This window comes from Streptomyces sp. NPDC040405 (assembly GCF_055595765.1).
In genome coordinates, this window is record NZ_JBVIVI010000004.1 from 493,351 (window position 1) to 511,748 (window position 18,398).

General features: G+C 73.3%; 17 protein-coding genes. 7 read left to right on the forward strand and 10 right to left on the reverse strand.

Annotation, left to right across the window (positions count from 1 at the left end):
• Positions 1–25: 25 nt before the first annotated feature.
• From ACZ59A_RS19910 to ACZ59A_RS19920, 3 genes are read right to left on the reverse strand one after another with little or no spacing between them, the layout of a single operon-like run.
• The gene (locus ACZ59A_RS19910; protein WP_470960383.1) at positions 26–994 is read right to left on the reverse strand and encodes an AAA family ATPase; all 969 of its coding nucleotides are present in this window, start codon (positions 992–994) and stop codon (positions 26–28) included.
• Positions 995–1,042: 48 nt separating this feature from the next.
• Positions 1,043–3,217, reverse strand: a complete 2,175-nt coding sequence (locus ACZ59A_RS19915; RefSeq protein WP_470960385.1) for a VMAP-C domain-containing protein — start codon at positions 3,215–3,217, stop codon at positions 1,043–1,045.
• Positions 3,218–3,221: 4 nt separating this feature from the next.
• Complete coding sequence (locus ACZ59A_RS19920; RefSeq protein ID WP_470960387.1) at positions 3,222–3,626, reverse strand: CU044_2847 family protein; 405 nt, start codon at positions 3,624–3,626, stop codon at positions 3,222–3,224.
• 151 nt (positions 3,627–3,777) lie between these two features.
• On the opposite strand from ACZ59A_RS19920, the gene ACZ59A_RS19925 reads away from it, so the two are divergent.
• Both ACZ59A_RS19925 and ACZ59A_RS19930 read left to right on the forward strand, forming a co-directional pair.
• Positions 3,778–5,250, forward strand: a complete 1,473-nt coding sequence (locus ACZ59A_RS19925) for an AlkA N-terminal domain-containing protein (RefSeq protein WP_470960389.1) — start codon at positions 3,778–3,780, stop codon at positions 5,248–5,250.
• A 41-nt stretch (positions 5,251–5,291) separates the two neighbouring features.
• The gene (locus ACZ59A_RS19930) at positions 5,292–5,774 is read left to right on the forward strand and encodes a methylated-DNA--[protein]-cysteine S-methyltransferase (RefSeq protein WP_470960391.1); all 483 of its coding nucleotides are present in this window, start codon (positions 5,292–5,294) and stop codon (positions 5,772–5,774) included.
• A gap of 11 nt (positions 5,775–5,785) precedes the next feature.
• Here ACZ59A_RS19930 and ACZ59A_RS19935 read toward each other — a convergent pair whose 3' ends face one another.
• Entirely contained in the window at positions 5,786–6,535 is a 750-nt protein-coding gene (locus ACZ59A_RS19935; protein WP_470960393.1) for an SIR2 family NAD-dependent protein deacylase, read from the reverse strand.
• Positions 6,536–6,544: 9 nt separating this feature from the next.
• On the reverse strand, positions 6,545–7,399 hold the full coding sequence (locus tag ACZ59A_RS19940; protein ID WP_470960395.1) for an amidohydrolase family protein: 855 nt from the start codon (positions 7,397–7,399) through the stop codon (positions 6,545–6,547).
• Positions 7,400–7,463: 64 nt separating this feature from the next.
• Between ACZ59A_RS19940 and ACZ59A_RS19945 the strand changes: the two genes are divergently transcribed.
• The 4 genes from ACZ59A_RS19945 (at position 7,464) to ACZ59A_RS19960 (ending at position 11,883) form a co-directional block, all read left to right on the forward strand.
• Positions 7,464–8,246: a GntR family transcriptional regulator gene (locus ACZ59A_RS19945; protein WP_470960397.1), complete on the forward strand. Its 783-nt coding sequence runs from the start codon at positions 7,464–7,466 to the stop codon at positions 8,244–8,246.
• Positions 8,247–8,312: 66 nt separating this feature from the next.
• Positions 8,313–9,596, forward strand: coding sequence for an MFS transporter (locus ACZ59A_RS19950; protein ID WP_470960399.1), 1,284 nt, complete (start codon positions 8,313–8,315; stop codon positions 9,594–9,596).
• A 46-nt stretch (positions 9,597–9,642) separates the two neighbouring features.
• On the forward strand, positions 9,643–11,112 hold the full coding sequence (locus ACZ59A_RS19955) for a GntP family permease (protein ID WP_470960401.1): 1,470 nt from the start codon (positions 9,643–9,645) through the stop codon (positions 11,110–11,112).
• Between the two features lie 57 nt (positions 11,113–11,169).
• A complete protein-coding gene (locus ACZ59A_RS19960) occupies positions 11,170–11,883 on the forward strand; it encodes a hypothetical protein (RefSeq protein ID WP_470960403.1) in 714 nt (237 codons plus the stop codon).
• Positions 11,884–11,906: 23 nt separating this feature from the next.
• Here ACZ59A_RS19960 and ACZ59A_RS19965 read toward each other — a convergent pair whose 3' ends face one another.
• On the reverse strand, positions 11,907–12,986 hold the full coding sequence (locus tag ACZ59A_RS19965; RefSeq protein ID WP_470960405.1) for an ADP-ribosylglycohydrolase family protein: 1,080 nt from the start codon (positions 12,984–12,986) through the stop codon (positions 11,907–11,909).
• Between the two features lie 180 nt (positions 12,987–13,166).
• Here ACZ59A_RS19965 and ACZ59A_RS19970 point away from each other — a divergent pair, with 180 nt between their 5' ends.
• Positions 13,167–14,300, forward strand: coding sequence for a glycerate kinase (locus ACZ59A_RS19970; protein WP_470960636.1), 1,134 nt, complete (start codon positions 13,167–13,169; stop codon positions 14,298–14,300).
• A gap of 711 nt (positions 14,301–15,011) precedes the next feature.
• Here ACZ59A_RS19970 and pssA read toward each other — a convergent pair.
• From pssA to ACZ59A_RS19990, 4 genes are all read right to left on the reverse strand, one after another.
• Positions 15,012–15,872, reverse strand: a complete 861-nt coding sequence (gene pssA, locus ACZ59A_RS19975; protein ID WP_199830917.1) for a CDP-diacylglycerol--serine O-phosphatidyltransferase — start codon at positions 15,870–15,872, stop codon at positions 15,012–15,014.
• Complete coding sequence (locus ACZ59A_RS19980; RefSeq protein ID WP_470960407.1) at positions 15,859–16,506, reverse strand: phosphatidylserine decarboxylase; 648 nt, start codon at positions 16,504–16,506, stop codon at positions 15,859–15,861. The genes pssA and ACZ59A_RS19980 overlap by 14 nt, the downstream gene beginning before the upstream one ends.
• Positions 16,507–16,686: 180 nt before the next feature.
• The gene (locus tag ACZ59A_RS19985; protein ID WP_470960409.1) at positions 16,687–17,889 is read right to left on the reverse strand and encodes an acyl-CoA dehydrogenase family protein; all 1,203 of its coding nucleotides are present in this window, start codon (positions 17,887–17,889) and stop codon (positions 16,687–16,689) included.
• A 1-nt stretch (position 17,890) separates the two neighbouring features.
• Entirely contained in the window at positions 17,891–18,397 is a 507-nt protein-coding gene (locus ACZ59A_RS19990; protein ID WP_468048006.1) for a MaoC family dehydratase, read from the reverse strand.
• Between the last annotated feature and the right edge of the window lies 1 nt (position 18,398).

The following is an 18,398-nucleotide window of genomic DNA, read 5'->3' on the forward strand; positions in this document are numbered from 1 at the left end:
GCTCCGCGCCCCCTTGGGCCATGGGTCACACCGCCCCGCCCAGCCGGTGCAGCACCGCTTCCAGCAGCCCCTGCGCCGTCACGTCCACCCCGCCCGACCGCAGGAACACGGCGTTCAGCAGCTGATCGGTGGCCAGTTCGCGCGCCGAGCGCCGCCGCAGAAAGACCTCCAGCAGCTGATCGACCTCTTCCAGCGCCTCTTCCCCCAGATGCGCGGTGACGATCGCCCGCAGCCGCTCCTCGTCGGGCGTGGGCAGCTCCAGGCGTACGCAGCGGCGCAGGAAGGCGGGCGGGAAGTCGCGCTCGCCGTTGCTGGTGATCACCACGACGGGGAACTCTTCGCACGCCAGCCGTCCCCGCCGTACCGCCGCCCGTTCGCCCGGCCGCTCGGTGAGCACCTCCACCTCCGACTGCTCCTCCGGCAGCCGGGCCAGCTCGGGGATCTCGAACTCGCCCTCCTCGAACACCGTCAGCAGGTCGTTCGGCAGGTCGACATCGCCCTTGTCGAGTTCGTCGACGAGCAGCACCCGGGGCCGTTCGCCCGGCACCAGCGCGGTGCCGAGCGGGCCGAGCCGTACGAACGTGCCGATGTCCGGTTCGGCCTCGCCGCGGTCCCGCATCAGGGTCGTCTCGCGCAGCCGCCCGATCGCGTCGTAACGGTAGAGCGCGTCCTGCACGGTGGAGCGGCTGTTGACGGGCCAGCGCAGCACCTCGCCCAGGCCCATTTCGTGCGCGACCGCCCGCGCGAGGGACGACTTGCCGGTGCCCGGGCTGCCGGTGACGAGCAGCGGGCGGCGCAGCCGCAGGGCCGCGTCGACCACGTCCGCGTGCTCGGGCGAGATCAGATACGGCGACGGCCGGCCCGCGGAATCGTGCTCCCCGTCACCCGTACCGCTGCCGAAGCGGCGCCACGGCGGGGCGGGCGGCATCTCCACCTGCCGGGGTACGCCGTCCCCCCGGAACAGCCGCCGGCCGTGCTGTTCCCGTGCGTTCATCGGGGAACCTTCCTTTCGGTCCGCGTCCGCGTCCGCGGACATCGCGCGTCACTCCGTGGGGTCCACGAGGTCGAGCCGGGGGAGCGCCCGCCCGGGGTCGGCCCAGGCGAGGACCGGCCGCCCGGTGTACTCGGCCGGTTTCTGGAGGGTCTTGGTGCGGTAGGTCCGTATCGCCTCGGGCAGTTCGCGCGCCCGCGTCCCGGTCGCGTGCCGCACGGCCGGTGACCCCGGCTGCCCGCTGCGGTCCCACAGGACCACCGGAACGCCCGCCGCGAGGCACATCTGCACCACCCCAGCCCGCCGCTCGGCCGCGACGTCGACCGTGACATGGGCGGTCAGCCGCTCCATCAGCAGCCCGCACACCGCCTCCGGGTCGGGGGCCGTGGCGTCGTCGATGTGCACGGGCTCCTCGGACTCCAGCCGGGCCCAGCGCTCCCGCCACTGGTCCAGCATCGCCTCGCCGTTCAGCTCCCGCAGCTCGGGGCAGTTGACGACCAGCGGATACGGCGCGCCGAGCGGAAGCGGCAGCAGCGCCTTGGCCCCGGCCGGTTTCCACGCGTCGGCGGGCACCTCCAACGCGTCCCGGTCCACGATCAGTTCGATGACGAAGCGCGGGCCCGCCGGATCCGGCCGGCGCAGCGAGCCGACCGCGTCCAGAATCTCCTGGGCCGCCTCCTCCGCGCTGCGCGGCCGCTCGCTGTCGTCCGACGCCTGGCGCAGCCCGCCCCCGTCGTCGCACCACAGCCGCAGCCGGTAGCGCTCTTCCCCGTCCGGCACCGGCGCGGTCCCGCAGGACGACAGCTTCGCCACCACCCGGGGCGGCGCCGAGCCCCGGGACGCGCCCCGGGCCCACAGCTTGGCGTCGTGGCGGCGATCCCTCAACGCCGCGTCGTGGACGCCTAGACGGCGGGCCACGGCCGCGTTCCACTGCCACAGCCCGGCGCGCTCCTCCGCCGTCGCGCAGCAGCCCGCGGCCACGAACTCCACGGCGCGCAGCAGTCCGGGGACGGCCGGGCGGCCGTCGTCGGTCGGCGCGCTGTCGCCGTACAGCCCCTCCAGATGGGCGATCAGCGCTTCGAAGGGCCCCATGCCGTCGTCGCCCGAGGGACCGTCGTCGCCCGAGGGGCCGCCGCCGAACCCGGCCAGGAGCGCGCCGGGCAGGGCGGCCGCCAGCGACAGCGCCGCCCGTACGGCCCCGGGGACACCGGCGGCCGAGGCCGCGGGCAGGGCGCGCAGCTGCCGCAGCAGCCGCTCGTACTCACCCGGTGTGAGCAGCTTCGGCAGCCCGTACCGGCGCCCCAGGGCGAGGAGTTCGTCGGCGACCGGCTCCGCTGTCGGGCGCACCGCCTCGACCAGCGCGGGGAGGGCGCGCCCCCGGGTGAGCAGCAGCCGGGCGAACTCGTCGGCGGACGGCGCGCCGTCCTCGCGGTGGCCCAGGCCGCACTGGCGGGCGACGGCGCGGCAGCACCGCACCCAGCCCTCGGACAGGGACAGCGGCCCGTCCAGCAGGGCGGCCAGCTCCGGGTAGACCGGGTGGTCGGTCACGTCCTCGTCGGGCCGGGGGAGGAGGTGGTCCACTCCGGCGTGCCGCAGCTCCCGCGTCACGCGCTGCCAGGGGATGCCCCAGGCGCGCCGCAGCTCGCCCCGCACGCGCAGCTTCGCCGTCACGAGCCCCACGACTGCGCTCTCCTCGTGCGACCACAGCGGGCCGCCGCTGTAGGCGGGTTCGACGTCGAGGGTGCGCTCGGCCCCGTCGAAGTAGCCGAACCGGCCGTCGCATTCGCTCACTTCGGCGTCGGCGAAGACCCCGGGCTCGCCGCTGCCGTGCCAGGCGCGGACGGACTGCCGCCGGGCCATGGGGTGCCAGCGCGGCGGCTCGAACACGGGCGGCAGCGCTCCGGCCAGCCGGAGTACGGCGAGGTCGCCGTTCCACTCGAAGGCGCCGAGGCCCCCGTCGTCCCTCCGGGGCGGGATCCAGGCCGTCAGCTCGGCGTCGGCCTCGACGGTGTGCTCCGGTCCCTGGATCCGCACCGAGACCGTGACCGCCCCCGGGTGATCAGGGGCCAGCATGTCCTTGCCGAGGGCGCTGTTGACCACGTGGGCACAGGTCAGCAGGTGCTGGCGGGGCAGCAGCACCCCGGCGCCCGCGGGTCTTCCGTCGTCCTTGGCCAGGATCGACACGGCGGGCCGCGGCGCGGACCCGCGGGGGTGGAACCAGCCCATGGCGTCAGCCCGCGGGATCGGGCACGGGCGGCTGTCGCGGTGGTGTCTCGTCGGGCCGCCAGGTGGCCGAAATGGTGAGGCTGGCGTTCCCGTTCGCCCCCACGATGCCGAGCTTGAGGTCCTGGCCCACCTGCACCCCGAACTGGACGGTGAACTCCTGCGGCGGATGGGGCGCCGAGCGCACCGCGTCGTGCACGTCCTGGAGCACCGGGCCCAGCCCCTGCAGTACGACGCCGAGACCGGCGTCGGCGAGCGCCGCCGCGGCCCGCGTCGCGCGCCCCACCGGGGTCACGCCGCCGACCCCGCCCACGCCTCCGTAGGCGTCCGCGAGCGAGGGGTCTCCCACGGGGGCGAGTTCCAGCCGTACGGAGGTGCCGTCTGCCAGCGGTATCTCTCGGTGTTCCGTCACCTCTTCATCATGCCGATCATCAGGGCTCCGGTCTGCTGTTCCGTCGCAAAATCCCCGGATGGGGGCGCCGGTCGCGCGCGGCGGGCCGGGCGCCGACGTCGATGTCGGATTCCCGCGAGCCCGGGGGCGCGCGGTGGCCGATGCTGGAGCCATGTACACCGATACCGACCGGTGCCTGAGGGCCGCGCGGGCCAAGGACGCCCGCTTCGACGGATGGTTCTTCATCGCCGTCGTCACCACCCGCATCTACTGCCGTCCGAGCTGCCCGGTCGTCGGTCCGAAGCCCGAGAACATGCGGTTCTACCCGAGCGCCGCGGCGGCCCAGCAGGCCGGGTTCCGGGCCTGCAAGCGGTGCCGCCCCGACGCGGCACCCGGGTCGCCGCAGTGGAACGAGCGGGCCGATCTCGTGGCCCGCGCCATGCGGCTGATCGCCGACGGGGTGGTCGACCGGGAGGGGGTGCCGGGGCTGGCCGACCGGCTCGGCTACAGCACCCGGCAGATCGAGCGGCAGCTGCTGGCCGAACTGGGCGCCGGGCCGCTCGCCCTCGCCCGGGCGCAGCGGGCGCAGACCGCGCGGCTGCTGATCGAGACCAGCGGGCTGCCGATGGCCGACATCGCGTTCGCGGCCGGGTTCGCCAGCATCCGCGCGTTCAACGAGACCGTACGGGAGGTCTTCGCGCTCTCCCCGACCGAGCTGCGGCAGCGCGCCGGGAGCGGGCCCCGGCCCGCCGTGCCGGGGGCGCTGACGCTGCGGCTGCCGTTCCGGGCGCCGCTGTGCCCGGACAACCTCTTCGGCCACCTCGCCGCCACCGCCGTACCCGGGGTGGAGGAGTGGCGCGACGGGGCGTACCGGCGGACCCTGCGGCTGCCGTACGGGCCCGGGGTCGTCGCCCTCAGCCCGCGCCCCGACCACATCGCCTGCCAGCTGTCCCTGGCCGATCTGCGGGACCTGTCCGGGGCGATCAGCCGCTGCCGTCGGCTGCTCGACCTGGACGCCGACCCGGCCGCCGTGGACGACCTGCTGCGCACCGACCACCAGCTGGAACCGCTGGTCGACAAGGCGCCGGGGCGGCGGGTGCCGCGGTCGGCGGACGCGGAGGAGTTCGCGGTGCGCGCGGTCCTCGGGCAGCAGGTGTCCACGGCCGCCGCCCGCACCCTCGCGGCGCGGCTGGTGACCGCGCACGGCGACCCCGTCGCCGACCCGGGCGGCGGGCTCACCCACCTCTTCCCGACCGCCCGCGCCCTGGCCGGTCTCGACCCCGAGGCGCTGGCCATGCCGCGCACCCGCCGCGCCACGCTCACCGGGCTGATCGACGCGCTCGCCGAGGGGCGGATCGCGCTCGGCGTCGGCAGCGACTGGGACGCGGCCCGGGCCGGGCTGACCGCCCTGCCCGGGCTCGGGCCCTGGACCGTCGAGGTCATCGCGATGCGCGGGCTCGGCGACCCGGACGCGTTCCTCGCCACCGACCTCGGTGTCCGCAAGGCCGCCGCCGACCTGGGGCTGCCCGCCACGCCCGGCGCGCTGACCCGGCACTCCGCGAGGTGGCGGCCCTGGCGCGCGTACGCCGTCCAGTACCTCTGGGCCCTCGACGGCGGCCACGCCATCAACCGCCTGCCCGCGTGAACCGCCCGCGCCGGGCCCGCCAGAACCAGGAGAATCCCCCCGTGAACCGCACCCACACCGTCGTCGACAGCCCGTACGGCCCGCTCACCCTGGTGGCCACCGGCGCCGAACTGTCCGGCCTCTACATGACCGGACAGCGCCACCGCCCGCCCGAGGAGACCTTCGGCGTCCCCGGCGACCCCGACGAGGCCCCCTTCGCCGCGGCCGTCCGCCAGCTCGGCGCCTACTTCGCGGGCGAGCTGACCGACTTCGACCTGCCGCTCCACCTCGACGGCACGCCCTTCCAGCGCCGCGTCTGGGACGCGCTGCGCCGCATCCCGTACGGCGAGACGTGGACGTACGGCCAGCTCGCCGACCACATCGGGAAGCCCACCGCCTCCCGCGCCGTGGGCCTGGCCAACGGCAAGAACCCGGTCGGCATCATCGTCCCCTGCCACCGCGTCGTCGGCTCCACCGGCAGCCTCACCGGCTACGGCGGCGGGCTAGACCGCAAGCGGCGGCTGCTGGACTTCGAGAGCCGCTGATCCTCCGGGCGTCAGCCGTCCTCGGTGGCGATCCGCTCCAGCAGCGCGGGCAGCGCCGTACCGATGGGCTCGCGGACGACCTCGTCCGCGAGCGCGTCGTACGGCGTCGGCTCGGCGTTGACGATGATCAGCCGGGCGCCGCTCTCGGCGGCCATCCCGGCGAGCGACGCCGCGGGCTGCACCTGGAGGCTGGTGCCGACCGCGATGAACACCTGGCACGCCCGCGCCACCGCGACCGCCTCGGTCAGCACCTCCGGGTCGAGCCCCTGACCGAACATCACCGTCGCCGACTTCAGGATCCCGCCGCACTCCCGGCATGCCGGGTCCGCCTCGCCCGCCGCGACCCGCTCCAGCGCCTCGTCCATCCCGGAGCGCTCCTCGCAGTGGGTGCACTGCACGACGCGCGCGGTGCCGTGCAGTTCGAGCACCTTGCGCTCGGGCATCCCGGCCAGCTGGTGCAGCCCGTCCACGTTCTGCGTGATCACGCGCACCGGGACCCCCGACCGCTCCAGCCGCGCCACGGCCTCGTGCGCGCCGTTCGGGCGGGCGTGCAGCGCCTTGCTCTCCCGGCGCATCTGCCAGGAGCGGCGCCGGATGTCCGGGTCGGTCATGTAGTAGTCGTACGTCACGAGCTTCTCGGCGTCCGGGTCGCGCCGCCACAGCCCCTGCGGGCCGCGGTAGTCGGGGATGCCGGAATCCGTCGAGATGCCCGCCCCGCTGAGGATCGCGACGAGGGGCCGGTGCGTCGTCTCGCTGCTCATGCGGCGAGCCTACGCGCGCGGTGCGGCCGTAGGTTTCGCTGCCGCTGCGGAAGGCGTCCAGGCGAACAGCCGGGCCGGGTTGGCGCACAGGACGCGCCGGGTTTCGGCGGCGCTCAGCCGCGCCGTGAGCCAGGACAGGGTGGCGGGGTAGGAGCGGCCTTCCTCATGGCGGGTCCAGGGCCAGTCGCTGCCCCACACCAGCCGCTCGACCCCTCCGGTGTCCAGCAGTCGGCGCAGCATCGCCGTGGCCGCCTGCGGCGCCGAACGGTACGGTGCCGCCGCCTTCACCCACACCTGCGGCGCGGCGAGCAGCCGGGCGAGCGCGTCGGAGCCGGGGTGGGAGAGCGAGGCGGACGCCGGGAGCCCCAGATGGTCGACGACCACCGCGCCGGGCCAGCGGAGCAGCCATGGTTCCAGCTCCTCCCATTGCCGCTGCCGCGCCTGCACCTCCATGTGGAGTCCGCGCGCCGCGAGTTCGCGGGCCAGCCGCTGCCAGGACCGCCCGCCCAGCGGGGGCACCGGACGGCCGATCAGATTGAGGCGGATCCCGCACACGCCCGCCTCCGCGAGCCGGTCGAGCTCTTCCCCCGGCGTCCGGTGGTCGACGACGGCCACGCCGCGGAGCCGCTCCGGCGCCTTGCCGAGGGCGTCCAGCAGGTAGGAGTTGTCCGTGCCGAGGAAGCTCGGCTGCACCAGTACCCCGGCCGCGAGGCCGTACGCGTCCAGCAGCGACAGGTAGGTCTCCGGCGTGGCGTCGTAGTCCGGGCTGTACCGCCGCTCGTCCGCCAGCCGCAGACCGCGCGTGAAGACGTGGGCGTGGGTGTCGAAGGCGGCGGGCGGCGGCTGCGGCTCGGTGAACGTCACCCACCGAAGAATAGTCCTATGAAGGACTAGACGTCAGTAGGAATCCGGACCATGCTTTCTCGCCATGCACTCCATCCCGTCCACGCCCGAGGGCCCGGCCACGCCGGAGAGCCCGGGAGCGGCCGCCCTCGCCCGGACCGACCCCCGTCTGCCGCTGCACGCCCGGCTCCGGGAGGTGGTCGCCGAGCGCGTCCGCTCGGGGGAGTGGTCGCCCGACGAGCCGCTGCCCGCCGAGTCCGCCCTGGTCGCGTACTACGGGGTGTCCCTGGGGACCATGCGGCGGGTCTTCCGGGACCTCGTGGACGAGGGGCTGCTGGAGCGGCGCCAGGGGACCGGGACGTATCTCCGGAGGGCGTCGCTGGACGCCTCCCTCTTCCGCTTCTTCCGGTTCGGGGCCGCCGGGAGCGGCTTTCCGCGGAGCCGCATCCTCTCCGCCGCCCGGCAGGTGAGCACGCCCGCCATCGCGGCCGCCCTCCAGATCGCCCCCGGCAGCGAGGTGCTGCATCTCCACCGGCTGCGGCTCTACGACGAGCAGCCCGTCCTCGTCGAGGACATCTGGCTGCCGCTTCCCCTGTTCGAGCCGCTGGAGCGCATCGGCGCCGACGGCCTCGGCGACCTGCTGTATCCGACGTACGAACGCCACTGCGGGCAGATCGTCGCGGCCGCCACGGAGGAGCTGACCATCGAGGCGGCCGGCGCGGCCGACGCGCTGCTGCTCGGACGCGGGCGCTCCGAGCCGGTGGCCGTGGTCGAACGGGTCGCCCGCTCCCATGACGGCAGGCCGCTGGAGTACCGCCGCTCGCGGGGGTCCGCGCACAGCTTCCGCTACCGCATCGACATCCGCTGAGCCCGCTCCCCACCGGCTGAGCCCGCTTCCCGCTCACGCCTCCCGCACCACGAAGAGAGCCGCCCCATGTTTGCCTGGTACCGGGACACCGACACGCCACAGAAGCGAGCCTTCTGGGCCGCCTTCGGCGGCTGGACGCTCGAAGCCGCCGACGCCCAGATGTTCGGGCTCGTCCTGCCGACGCTGCTGGCCGCCTGGCATCTGAGCACCGGGGCCGCGGGCACCCTGGCCTCCGTCACGCTCGTCTTCACCGCCGTCGGCGGCTGGCTCGCGGGCTGGGCCTCGGACCGCTACGGGCGCGTGCGGGTGCTGCAGTGGACGATCCTGGTGTACTCGGTCGCCACGGTCCTCATCGGCTTCACCGCCGACTACTCCCAGCTGATGGCGTTGCGCTGCGTCCAGGGCTTCGGGTTCGGTGGCGAATGGGCGGCGGGAGCCGTGCTGGTCGGCGAGTACATGGGGACCCGCCACCGCGGCCGGGCGCTGGGGGCCGTCCAGAGCGGATGGGCGCTGGGCTGGGGCCTCGCCCTGGCGACGTACACCGTCCTGTTCAGCCTGTTCCCGGAGGAGTGGGCCTGGCGGTCGATGTTCTGGCTCGGCGCGCTGCCCGCCGTCCTGGTCATCATGATCCGCCGCAACGTCACCGACCCGCCCCTCTACCGGCAGCGGGCCGCGAAGGCCGGGAACCGGGCATCACTGCTGCGGATCTTCAAGCCGGACCTGCTGCGGGTCACGCTCCTCGGCGCGCTGCTGGGCCTCGGCAGCCACGGCGGCTACTACGCGCTGACCACCTTCCTGCCGACCTACCTGCGCACCACGCACGGCCTGTCGGTGCTGGAGACCAGCGGCTATCTGGCGGTGTTCATCGCCGCCTCGTTCCTCGGCTATCTCACCTCGGGAGTCCTGGCCGACCGGATCGGCCGCCGGAAGAACATCATGTGCTTCGCGGTGCTGTGCCTGGCCTCGGTCGTGATCTATCTGTTCCTGCCGGTCAGCGACACCCAGATGTTCTTCCTCGGCATCCCGCTCGGCTTCTTCTCCGCCGGGATCCCCGCCGGGCTCGGATCGCTCTTCGCCGAGCTGTACCCGACCGGGATCCGGGGCACCGGGCAGGGCTTCTGCTACAACTTCGGCCGCATCGTCGCGGCGGCCTTCCCCGCCTTCGTCGGCTTCCTCAGCGACCGGCTCGGGATGGGCACCAGCATCGGCCTGTTCGCGGGGAGCGCCTACGGCCTCGCCGTCCTCGCCGTGGCTCTCCTTCCCGAGACCTCGCACCAGGAGCTCGACACCCCCGAAGGCCGCGCGGACGAAGCGCCCCGCGCCGCCCCTCGCGTCGGCTCGCTCCCGTAAACACCGGAACGCCGGCTCGCTCCCGTAAGACGAAAGGCACCTCCGTATGACCACGCACGCCTGGTCACTGCTGCTCATCCTGACCGTGGCGATAGCAGCGCTGATCATCCTGATCAACTCCCGCCTGCGCCTGCATCCGTTCGTCGCGCTGATCGTCGTCACCGTGGGCACGGGGCTGGCGGCCGGTGAACCCGTGGAGAAACTGGCGGGGTCCATCGAGGAGGGTGCGGGCGGCACCCTGGGCGACGTCGGCATCACGCTGGCGCTGGGCGCCATGCTGGGCCGCCTGCTGTCCGACTCGGGCGCGACCGACGCCCTCGCCCACGCCATCGTCGACCGGTCCAGCACCCGGCGGCTGCCGTGGCTCGTCGCGGGCGCCGCCTTCGTCATCGGCGTGCCGATGTTCTTCGAGGTCGGTCTGATCGTGCTGCTGCCGCTGATCTTCAGCGTGGCCCGCAGGCTGGAGGCGCAGGGCGGCACCAAGGGTTCCCCGTACGTCCTGCTGGGGGTGCCCGCCATCGCGGCGCTCTCCACGCTGCACGGCATGCTGCCGCCCCACCCCGGCCCGCTGACCGCCATGACCGGGCTCCACGCCGATCTCGGCCTCACCCTCCTGGTCGGCGTCGTCTGCGCCGTCCCCACCATCGTGCTGGCCGGTCCCGTCTACGCCCGGTGGATCGCGCCCCGGCTCGCCGACGTCCGCCCGGACCCCGCGCTGGTCGCCCAGTTCACCGGCACCGGACAGCGGCCCGCCGAGGCCCCGCTCCCCGACGGCCCGGCCGCGCCGCCCGCCGCCGCGCACTCCGACGGCCCCGGCGCCCAGCGGCGGCCGGACGCCCCGGCCCGCTCCGGGGTGCCCACCGGCCTCGCCCTGTGCTCCGTCCTCATCCCCGTCGTCCTCATGCTGCTGCGCACGCTCGCCGAGACCACGCTCGACGAGTCCAGCCGGCTGCGCTCCGCGCTGACCTTCACCGGCGAACCCCTCATCGCGATGCTCGCCGGATTCCTCTTCGCCCTGGGCCTGACCGTCCTGCGCGGCACGGGTCAGGGCGAGGAGGCCCGCCGCTCGATGACGGCCAGCCTGCAGTCCATCGCCTCCATCCTGCTCATCATCGGCGGCGGCGGCGCGTTCAATCAGGTCCTCAAGGACTCCGGCATCGGCGACGCCATCGCGTCGGCGGCCGAGGGAGCCCATATGAACCTGATCGTCCTGGGCTGGCTGATCGCCCTGCTGCTGTCCCTCACCACCGGTTCGGCCACCGTCGGCATCGTCTCCGCCACCGGCATCCTCGCCCCGCTGATCGGTACCGGCGGCGGCCTGGAGGCGTCCCTCCTCGTGATCGCCATCGGCTCGGGCTCGCTCGGCCTGAACTACGTCAACCACGCCGGGTTCTGGCTGGTCAAGGAGTCCTTCGGGATGAGCCTGACGCAGGCCGCGAAGACGCAGACCGCGGTGCAGACGCTGGTGAGCGTGCTCGGCCTCGGGATGGCCCTGCTGCTCTCGGTCTTCGCGTGACGGGTAAAGTCCGCCCCGGCACCAGGTCGAACGTGGCATGACGGGGAGAGTGCGGGGATGGGCCGGTTTCTGTGGCTGAGCGGTCAGACGCTGAGCAAGAACGAAAAACCACCGCAGGACGGGCGCGTCACCTGGCGCATACGGGCCTCCCACGGCGCCCCCGGCCCTGACGGCGTCATCCAGCCCCTCGCCTTCCCCGAACGCCGCGACCCGCCCGGCGGCTTCGACGCCTACCGCGCCATCCGCAAGGACGGCACCCGCGCCTTCACCCTCTGGGCCGACCCGCACCGCGCCGGGGTGTTCGCGCACGTGACCACCAAATCGGCGGCCAAGGGCGGTCCGGCCACCTACGAGGTGCTGGGCGCCGCCGGTGAACCCCTCGCCCTCATCACCCGCGAACCGGCCATGAAGGGCGGCCGGGTCCGCACCCGCTGGACCGTCCAGCAGGCCGGTGCGCCGCCCGCGGTCGGGATGAAGGGGCGGCCCTTCTGGTGGTTCATGTGGTGGCTGATCTCGCCGCTTCAGCTGGCCATCGCGATCGGCAGCATCATCGGCGGCAGCGGCGACGTCGCCCGCCCCCCGCGCCGCACCAAGTGGCGCGCCGACAACCGGATCGTCCTCGACTTCCACAGCGGCAGCGGCAGCGGCAGCGCCTTCGAGCTGGAGGCGCTCGCGGACTGGTGGGACGACCGCGTCCTCGCCGCCCTCGTCGCCCTCCTCAACAGCCACGACGGCTGGCTCGGCAGCGTGTGGGATCTGTCCCGCGACTGACGGGTGCCGGGGTCTTGAGCCGCCTACGCCGGTAGCGCCAGGCGGTGGGTCCGGGCCGCGAGGTCGCTGACGCGGGCGCCGTCGAAGCCGAAGACGGCGCTGCGGATCCGGTCCTCCAGCGGCTCGGTCCACTGCGGCGGGAGGGCGGCCGCGCCGCACAGTACGCCCGCGACGGAGCCCGCGGTGGCGCCGTTGGAGTCGGTGTCCAGGCCGCCTCGTACGGTCAGGGCCAGCGTGGCGGTGAAGTCGCCCGCGCCGTAGAGGAGCCCGGCGGTGAGGACGGCGGCGTTGGGGACCGTGTGGATCCAGGGCAGGCCGCTCGTCTCGCGTTCCAGCTGGTCCAGCGCGTCCGGCCAGGTCACGCCCGCGTCGTACAGGGAGGCCGCGCGGCGGACGGTACGGGCCAGGCGGCAGCGCGGCGGGACGCGGTCGAGGGCGGACTCGACCGCCGTACGCGGGCCGTCGGCCGTGAACGCGGCGGCGATCAGCGCGGCCGCCCACATCGCCCCGTACACCCCGTTGCCGGTGTGGGACAGCACGGCGTCGCGGCGGGCCATGGCGGCGGCGCGGGGCGGATCGCCGGGGTTGACCCAGCCGTGGATGTCGGCGCGGATCAGGGCGCCGATCCACTCCTGGTAGGGGTTGTCGACGGTGGCGGTGAGCGGCGGCCGTATCCCGGCCGCCAGATTGCGGTACGCGGCCCGCTCGGCGGTGAACGTCTGCAGGTACGGCAGCCGCAGCAGCCACATCTCGCCCACCTGCTCGGTGGTGAAGCCGAAGCCGTGGGTCTCCAGGAGGTGCAGGCCGAGGACGGTGTAGTCGATGTCGTCGTCCCGTGCGCTGCCGTGGATCCGGCCGCGCACGCACTCCTGCCACTCGGGGCGCAGCTCGAACTCCACCGGGTCCGGTGGCGGCTCCAGGGCGGGCAGATAGCCGGTGAGCGGGAGGGCGTCGGCGCGGCGCAGATAGCGGTCGATGCGGTCGCGGGTCCAGACGTCGCCGCGCTCGATGGGCTTCCCGAGCATGTTCCCGGCGATGCGGCCGAGCCAGCCGCCGTGGATCCGGTCCGCGAGTGCTGCGTGCGCGTTCCCGCTGTGGCCCATGTGTCAGGTGTACCCGGATGATGTGGGTGTACCGGGTGGCCGGTCCAAAGGATAAGGTCACAACGGCTTCGACCGCCTGAGCGAACAGCAAGGGGTACCAGGGTGACGGACGCTGCGAAGGCCGAGGCGACGGCAGAAGTGAAGACGTGGGCGCAGGGGCAGGCGACGCCCCCGACGCGGGTGCTGATCGCCGCCGACAAGTTCAAGGGGTCGCTCACGGCCGTCGAAGTCGCCGAGCGGGTGGCGGCGGGGCTGCGGCGCGGCTGGTCCGGCGGCGCCGAGCTGCTCCGTATCGACGCGCTGCCGGTCGCCGACGGCGGCGACGGCACGGTGGACGCGGCGGTCGCGGCCGGGTTCGAGCGGCGCGAGGTGCGGGTGACCGGACCGCTGGGCGCCCCGGTCACGGCGGCGTACGCGCTGCGCGACGGGACGGCCGTGGTGGAGATGGCCGAGGCGTCCGGGCTGCGGCACCTGCCGGACGGCGTCTTCGCGCCGCTCACCGCCACCACGTACGGCAGCGGTGAGCTGCTCCGGGCGGCGCTCGACGCGGGCGCCCGCACGATCGTCTTCGGCGTCGGCGGCAGCGCCACGACCGATGGCGGCGCCGGGATGCTGAGCGCGCTCGGCGCGCGCTTCCTGCGCGGCGACGGCACGCCCGTCGCGCCGGGCGGCGGCCCGCTGGGCGAGCTGGCCACGGCGGACCTCTCCGGCCTCGACCCGCGGCTCGCGTCGACGGAGCTCGTGCTCGCCAGCGATGTCGACAATCCGCTGACCGGCCCGAAGGGCGCGGCGGCGGTCTACGGACCGCAGAAGGGCGCGAGCGAGGCCGATGTGGCGGCCCTGGACGCCGCCCTCGCCACGTACGTACGGGTCCTGGAGCGGGCCGTCGGCGCCCGCGCCGCCGAATACGCCGCCGCGCCCGGCGCGGGCGCCGCGGGCGGTATCGGCTTCGGCGCGCTGCTGGGCCTCGGCGCGGCGTTCCGCCCCGGAATCGACGTGATGCTGGACGTACTGGGCTTCGCGGCCGCGCTGGAGGGCTCCGACCTGGTGATCACGGGGGAGGGCTCGCTGGACGAGCAGACCCTGCACGGCAAGGCCCCGGCGGGCGTCGCGGCGGCGGCGCGGGCGCGGGGCATCGACGTGGTGGCCGTCTGCGGCCGCCTCGCCCTCACCCCGGCGGCCCTCGGCGGCGCCGGTATCCGCCGCGCCTACCCCCTGACCGACCTGGAGCCCGACCCGGCCCGCTGCATCGCCGAAGCGGGCCCCTTGCTGGAACGCGCGGCGGAGCACCTGGCGACGGACTTCCTGGCCTGACCCCGGGCGCCCCGCCGTGGGCCAGTCCCCCGCCCCGCCCCTTCCCGAACCGGGGGTCCGCCCCCGGACCCCGGCGGCGGCCTCGGGCTGGCAGGCCGGGCCGGGGACCTGCCGTGGGCTTGTCCCCCACCCCGCCCCTTCCCGAACCGGGGGCAAGCCCCCCCGCCCCGCTGGCCCCGGCGCGCGCTCGCGCCGGGGCGCCTGCCCTGAGCCGGGCGGGGGTTTGTTCCCCACCCCGCGTCTTCCCGAACGTGGGGGCAAGCCCTCAGGCCCCGCCCGGGGCTTCGCCCCTGGGCCGGGCCGGGGGGCGTGTGCTCGGCGCCCAGGGCGCCTGCCCTGAGCGGGGCTCGTCCCCCACCCCGCCCCTTCCCGAACTGGGGGCTGCGCCCCAGGCCCCCACCCGGGCCGGGGGCGGTGTGTGCTCCGCACGGGAGCGCCTGGTGGGGGCTACGCCCACAGGCCCCACCGGGGGCTTCGGCCCCGGCCCGGGCCGGGGCGCCTGGCCCGAGGGGGCACGCGCCTTCCCGAACGTGGGGGCTGTGCCCCCGGGCCGGGGGCACGCCCCTGGGCCTGCCGGGGTTGCGGCCTCCGACCCGCCGAGACGGCGGAGGCCGGGGGCGCCGAGGTGGATCGTCGGGTGGCCGGGGACGACAACGCCGTGGGGCCCGAGCTTCCTGCTCGGCCCCCACGGCGTTTGCGCTGAGGCAGCCGTTACGGCAGCTGCGCTGCCCTCGCCTCGCGGCGGTTGTCGCGGAAGGCGTTGACCCGGCGGGCGGTGGCGAAGAGGGGGATCACCGCGCCCATGACGACCTGGAGGGCGCAGGCCGACTGGAGGAGCAGCTCGCCGCCGGGGGCCTGGAAGGCCCAGGCGGACAGCAGCGCCATGCTGGTGACGATCCAGCCGAGCATGGCCACGGCGAGGCGGCCGCGCGGCTTGGGGTACTCGACGCGGCTCACCATGAGCCAGGCGATGCCGATGATCGCCAGCAGGGTCGGCACGAACGGCAGGCCCAGCAGGACGACCGAGACGACGGTGAGCGCCCCGAAGGGGCTCGGCATGCCCTGGAAGACGCCGTCGCGCAGGGTGACGCAGGAGAATCTGGCCAGCCGTAGCACCACCGCGAGGAGCACCACGATGGCGCCCACCACCGAGACCCGCTGGTAGGCGTCGTCGGCGACCATGCCCCAGACGAGGACGAAGTACGCCGGGGCGAGCCCGAAGCTGACCAGGTCGGAGAGGTTGTCCAGCTCCGCGCCCATGGCCGAGCTGCGCAGCTTCCGTGCGACGAGCCCGTCGAAGAGGTCGAAGACGGAGGCCAGCAGCATCAGCATGACCGCCGAGGCGGCGCTGTGGCGGGTCATGCCGCCGTCCTCGCTGCCCGTCAGGTGCGGGATGAGGACGCCGGTGGTGGTGAAGTAGACCGCCAAGAAGCCGCAGGTGGCGTTGCCGAGGGTCAGGGTGTCCGCTATCGACAGCCGGGTCGACAAGGGCATGTCGTCCGTCTCGTCGGCGGCGTCCATGTCGGCCTCGGGGACCCAGGCGGCCTGGGTGTCGGGATCAATCACGGTCAAGGCGAGTCACCCCCGCGGTGGTGGCCTGGCCGACCTCGACCGCGACGTCGACGCCCTCGGGGAGGTACACGTCCACGCGCGAGCCGAAGCGGATGAGACCGATCCGCTCACCCTGTTCGACCTTGGTGCTCTGCGGCATGTACGGAACGATTCGGCGGGCGACCGCACCGGCGATCTGGACCATCTCGATGTCGCCCAGCTCGGTGTCGAAGTGCCAGACGACCCGCTCGTTGTTCTCGCTTTCCTTGTTGAACGCGGGAACGAAGCCGCCCGGGATGTGCTCGACGGAGGTCACGGTGCCGGCCAGCGGGGCACGGTTCACGTGAACGTTGAGCGGGCTCATGAAGATCGCGACGCGGGTGCGCCCGTCCTTCCACGGCATGATGCTCTGCACCACACCGTCGGCCGGGGAGATGACGCGGCCCTGAGTGATCTCTCTCTCGGGGTCGCGGAAGAACCACAGCATGCCCGCCGCGAGCGCGGTGGCGGGCACGGCGACTGCCGCCCAGCGCCCGGAGCGACGGGCGCGGGTGAGGCTGACCGCCGCCGTGGCGACGGTCGGGAGGAGCCACGGCGACGCTCCGCGCGCGAGGCGGACGCGGCCGCGTTGTGCAGAGGATTGGCTGTGGGGCATGGATGACCTTCGTAGCGGAGGATGCCGCGACGCAAGATTGGGGACGGCGGCTTTCCGGGGATGGTATCGGTTGCGAGCGGTAACTGGGCAAGCGCCAGGGCCTGTCGGTGGCTTGTCAGTGGCCGAAGACCCATGGCGCGGTGTGAGCTTCTTCTCTCGGATACCACCCCAAAAGGGACATCAGCCTTGGCTTCGGTAATCCTCCAGCAGTCGTCGTCCAATAATCATTTTCTGAATCTCGGCGGTACCTTCGCCGATGAGGAGCATCGGTGCCTCTCGGTAGAGGCGCTCGATCTCGTATTCCTTGGAGAAGCCGTACCCGCCATGGATGCGGAAGGCGTCCTCCACGACCTCTTTGCAGTACTCCGACGCCAGGTACTTCGCCATTCCCGCTTCGAGGTCGTTGCGCGCACCCGCGTCCTTCTTGCGAGCCGCATTGACCATCATCGCATGAGCTGCCTCGACCTTTGTTCCCATTTCGGCCAGTTTGAACTGGATGGCTTGATGCTGGGCGATCGGCTTCCCGAAGGTGTGCCGTTCTTGTGCGTACGCAACGCCCAGCTCAAATGCGCGCTGTGCCACGCCACAGCCCCGCGCGGCCACATTGACCCGGCCGACCTCCACGCCGTCCATCATTTGGTAAAAACCGCGGTTGGTCGTTCCGCCGAGCACCCGATCGGCCGGAATGCGCAGTCCGTCCATGATGAGCTCGGTGGTGTCGACCCCCTTGTAGCCCATCTTCTCGATCTTGCCGGGAATGGTCAGTCCGGGCCGGACCTCGCCGAAGCCGGGCTCCTTCTCGACCAGGAACGTCGTCATGGACTTGTGCGGAGGTACGCCCTCCTGCCGGTCACCGGTTCGGCACAAAACCGCCACCAGCGTGGACGTGCCGCCGTTGGTCAGCCACATCTTCTGGCCGTTCAGTACGTACTCGTCGCCGTCCGGCACCGCCTTGCTGGTGATTGCCGACACGTCCGAGCCCAGCCCCGGCTCCGACATCGAGAAGGCGCCGCGGATCTCCCCGAGCGCCATCTTGGGCAGGAAGTAGTCCTTCTGCTCCTGGGTGCCGTGCTGCTTCAGCATGTACGCCACGATGAAGTGCGTGTTGATGATGCCGGACACGCTCATCCAGCCGCGGGCGATCTCCTCCACGCACAGCGCGTAGGTGAGCAGTGACTCGCCCAGGCCGCCGTATTCCTCGGGGATCATCAGCCCGAAGAGCCCCAGCTCCTTCAGGCCCTCGACGATCCGGGTCGGATATTCGTCGCGGTGCTCCAGCTCGGTGGCGACCGGCAGGATCTCCTTGTCGACAAACTCCCTGACCGTGGAGAGGATCTCCCGCTGGACGTCGGTCAGCCCCTCGGTCTGCGCCAGACGGCCCATATCACTGCCCTCCCAGCTCCGGGCGGCCCGGCTGCTCGCCGCCCCGCTCCTTGATGTACGTGGCGGTCGGCACCATCACCTTGCGCCGGAAGACGCACACGAGAGTGCCGTCCTGCTTGTAGCCCTTCGTCTGGACATGCACGATTCCCCGGTCGGATTTGGACTTCGACGGCGTCTTGTCCAGCACCTCGGTCTCGCCGTAGATGGTGTCGCCGTGGAACGTCGGCGCGACATGCTTCAGCGACTCGACCTCCAGATTGGCGATGGCCTTTCCGGAGACGTCCGGCACGGACATGCCGAGCAGCAGGGAGTAGATGTAGTTCCCCACCACCACGTTCTTGCCGAAATCGGTCGTCTTCTCGGCGTAGTTGCTGTCCATGTGCAGCGGGTGATGATTCATGGTGAGCAGACAGAAGAGATGGTCGTCATACTCGGTGACCGTCTTTCCCGGCCAGTGCCGGTACACGTCGCCCACCGTGAACTCTTCGTAAGTGCGGCCGAACTGCATC

Excerpts from the sequence above, each read along its gene's own strand:
- ACZ59A_RS19955 (WP_470960401.1), top strand. The coding sequence starts at position 9,643 with ATGACCACGCACGCCTGGTCACTGCTGCTCATCCTGACCGTGGCGATA.
- ACZ59A_RS19985 (WP_470960409.1), bottom strand. The coding sequence starts at position 17,889 with ATGGGCCGTCTGGCGCAGACCGAGGGGCTGACCGACGTCCAGCGGGAG.
- ACZ59A_RS19965 (WP_470960405.1), bottom strand. The coding sequence starts at position 12,986 with ATGGGCCACAGCGGGAACGCGCACGCAGCACTCGCGGACCGGATCCAC.
- ACZ59A_RS19910 (WP_470960383.1), bottom strand. The coding sequence starts at position 994 with ATGAACGCACGGGAACAGCACGGCCGGCGGCTGTTCCGGGGGGACGGC.
- ACZ59A_RS19950 (WP_470960399.1), top strand. The coding sequence starts at position 8,313 with ATGTTTGCCTGGTACCGGGACACCGACACGCCACAGAAGCGAGCCTTC.
- ACZ59A_RS19945 (WP_470960397.1), top strand. The coding sequence starts at position 7,464 with ATGCACTCCATCCCGTCCACGCCCGAGGGCCCGGCCACGCCGGAGAGC.
- ACZ59A_RS19980 (WP_470960407.1), bottom strand. The coding sequence starts at position 16,506 with ATGCCCCACAGCCAATCCTCTGCACAACGCGGCCGCGTCCGCCTCGCG.
- ACZ59A_RS19915 (WP_470960385.1), bottom strand. The coding sequence starts at position 3,217 with ATGGGCTGGTTCCACCCCCGCGGGTCCGCGCCGCGGCCCGCCGTGTCG.
- ACZ59A_RS19935 (WP_470960393.1), bottom strand. The coding sequence starts at position 6,535 with ATGAGCAGCGAGACGACGCACCGGCCCCTCGTCGCGATCCTCAGCGGG.
- ACZ59A_RS19990 (WP_468048006.1), bottom strand. The coding sequence starts at position 18,397 with ATGCAGTTCGGCCGCACTTACGAAGAGTTCACGGTGGGCGACGTGTAC.
- ACZ59A_RS19960 (WP_470960403.1), top strand. The coding sequence starts at position 11,170 with ATGGGCCGGTTTCTGTGGCTGAGCGGTCAGACGCTGAGCAAGAACGAA.
- ACZ59A_RS19925 (WP_470960389.1), top strand. The coding sequence starts at position 3,778 with ATGTACACCGATACCGACCGGTGCCTGAGGGCCGCGCGGGCCAAGGAC.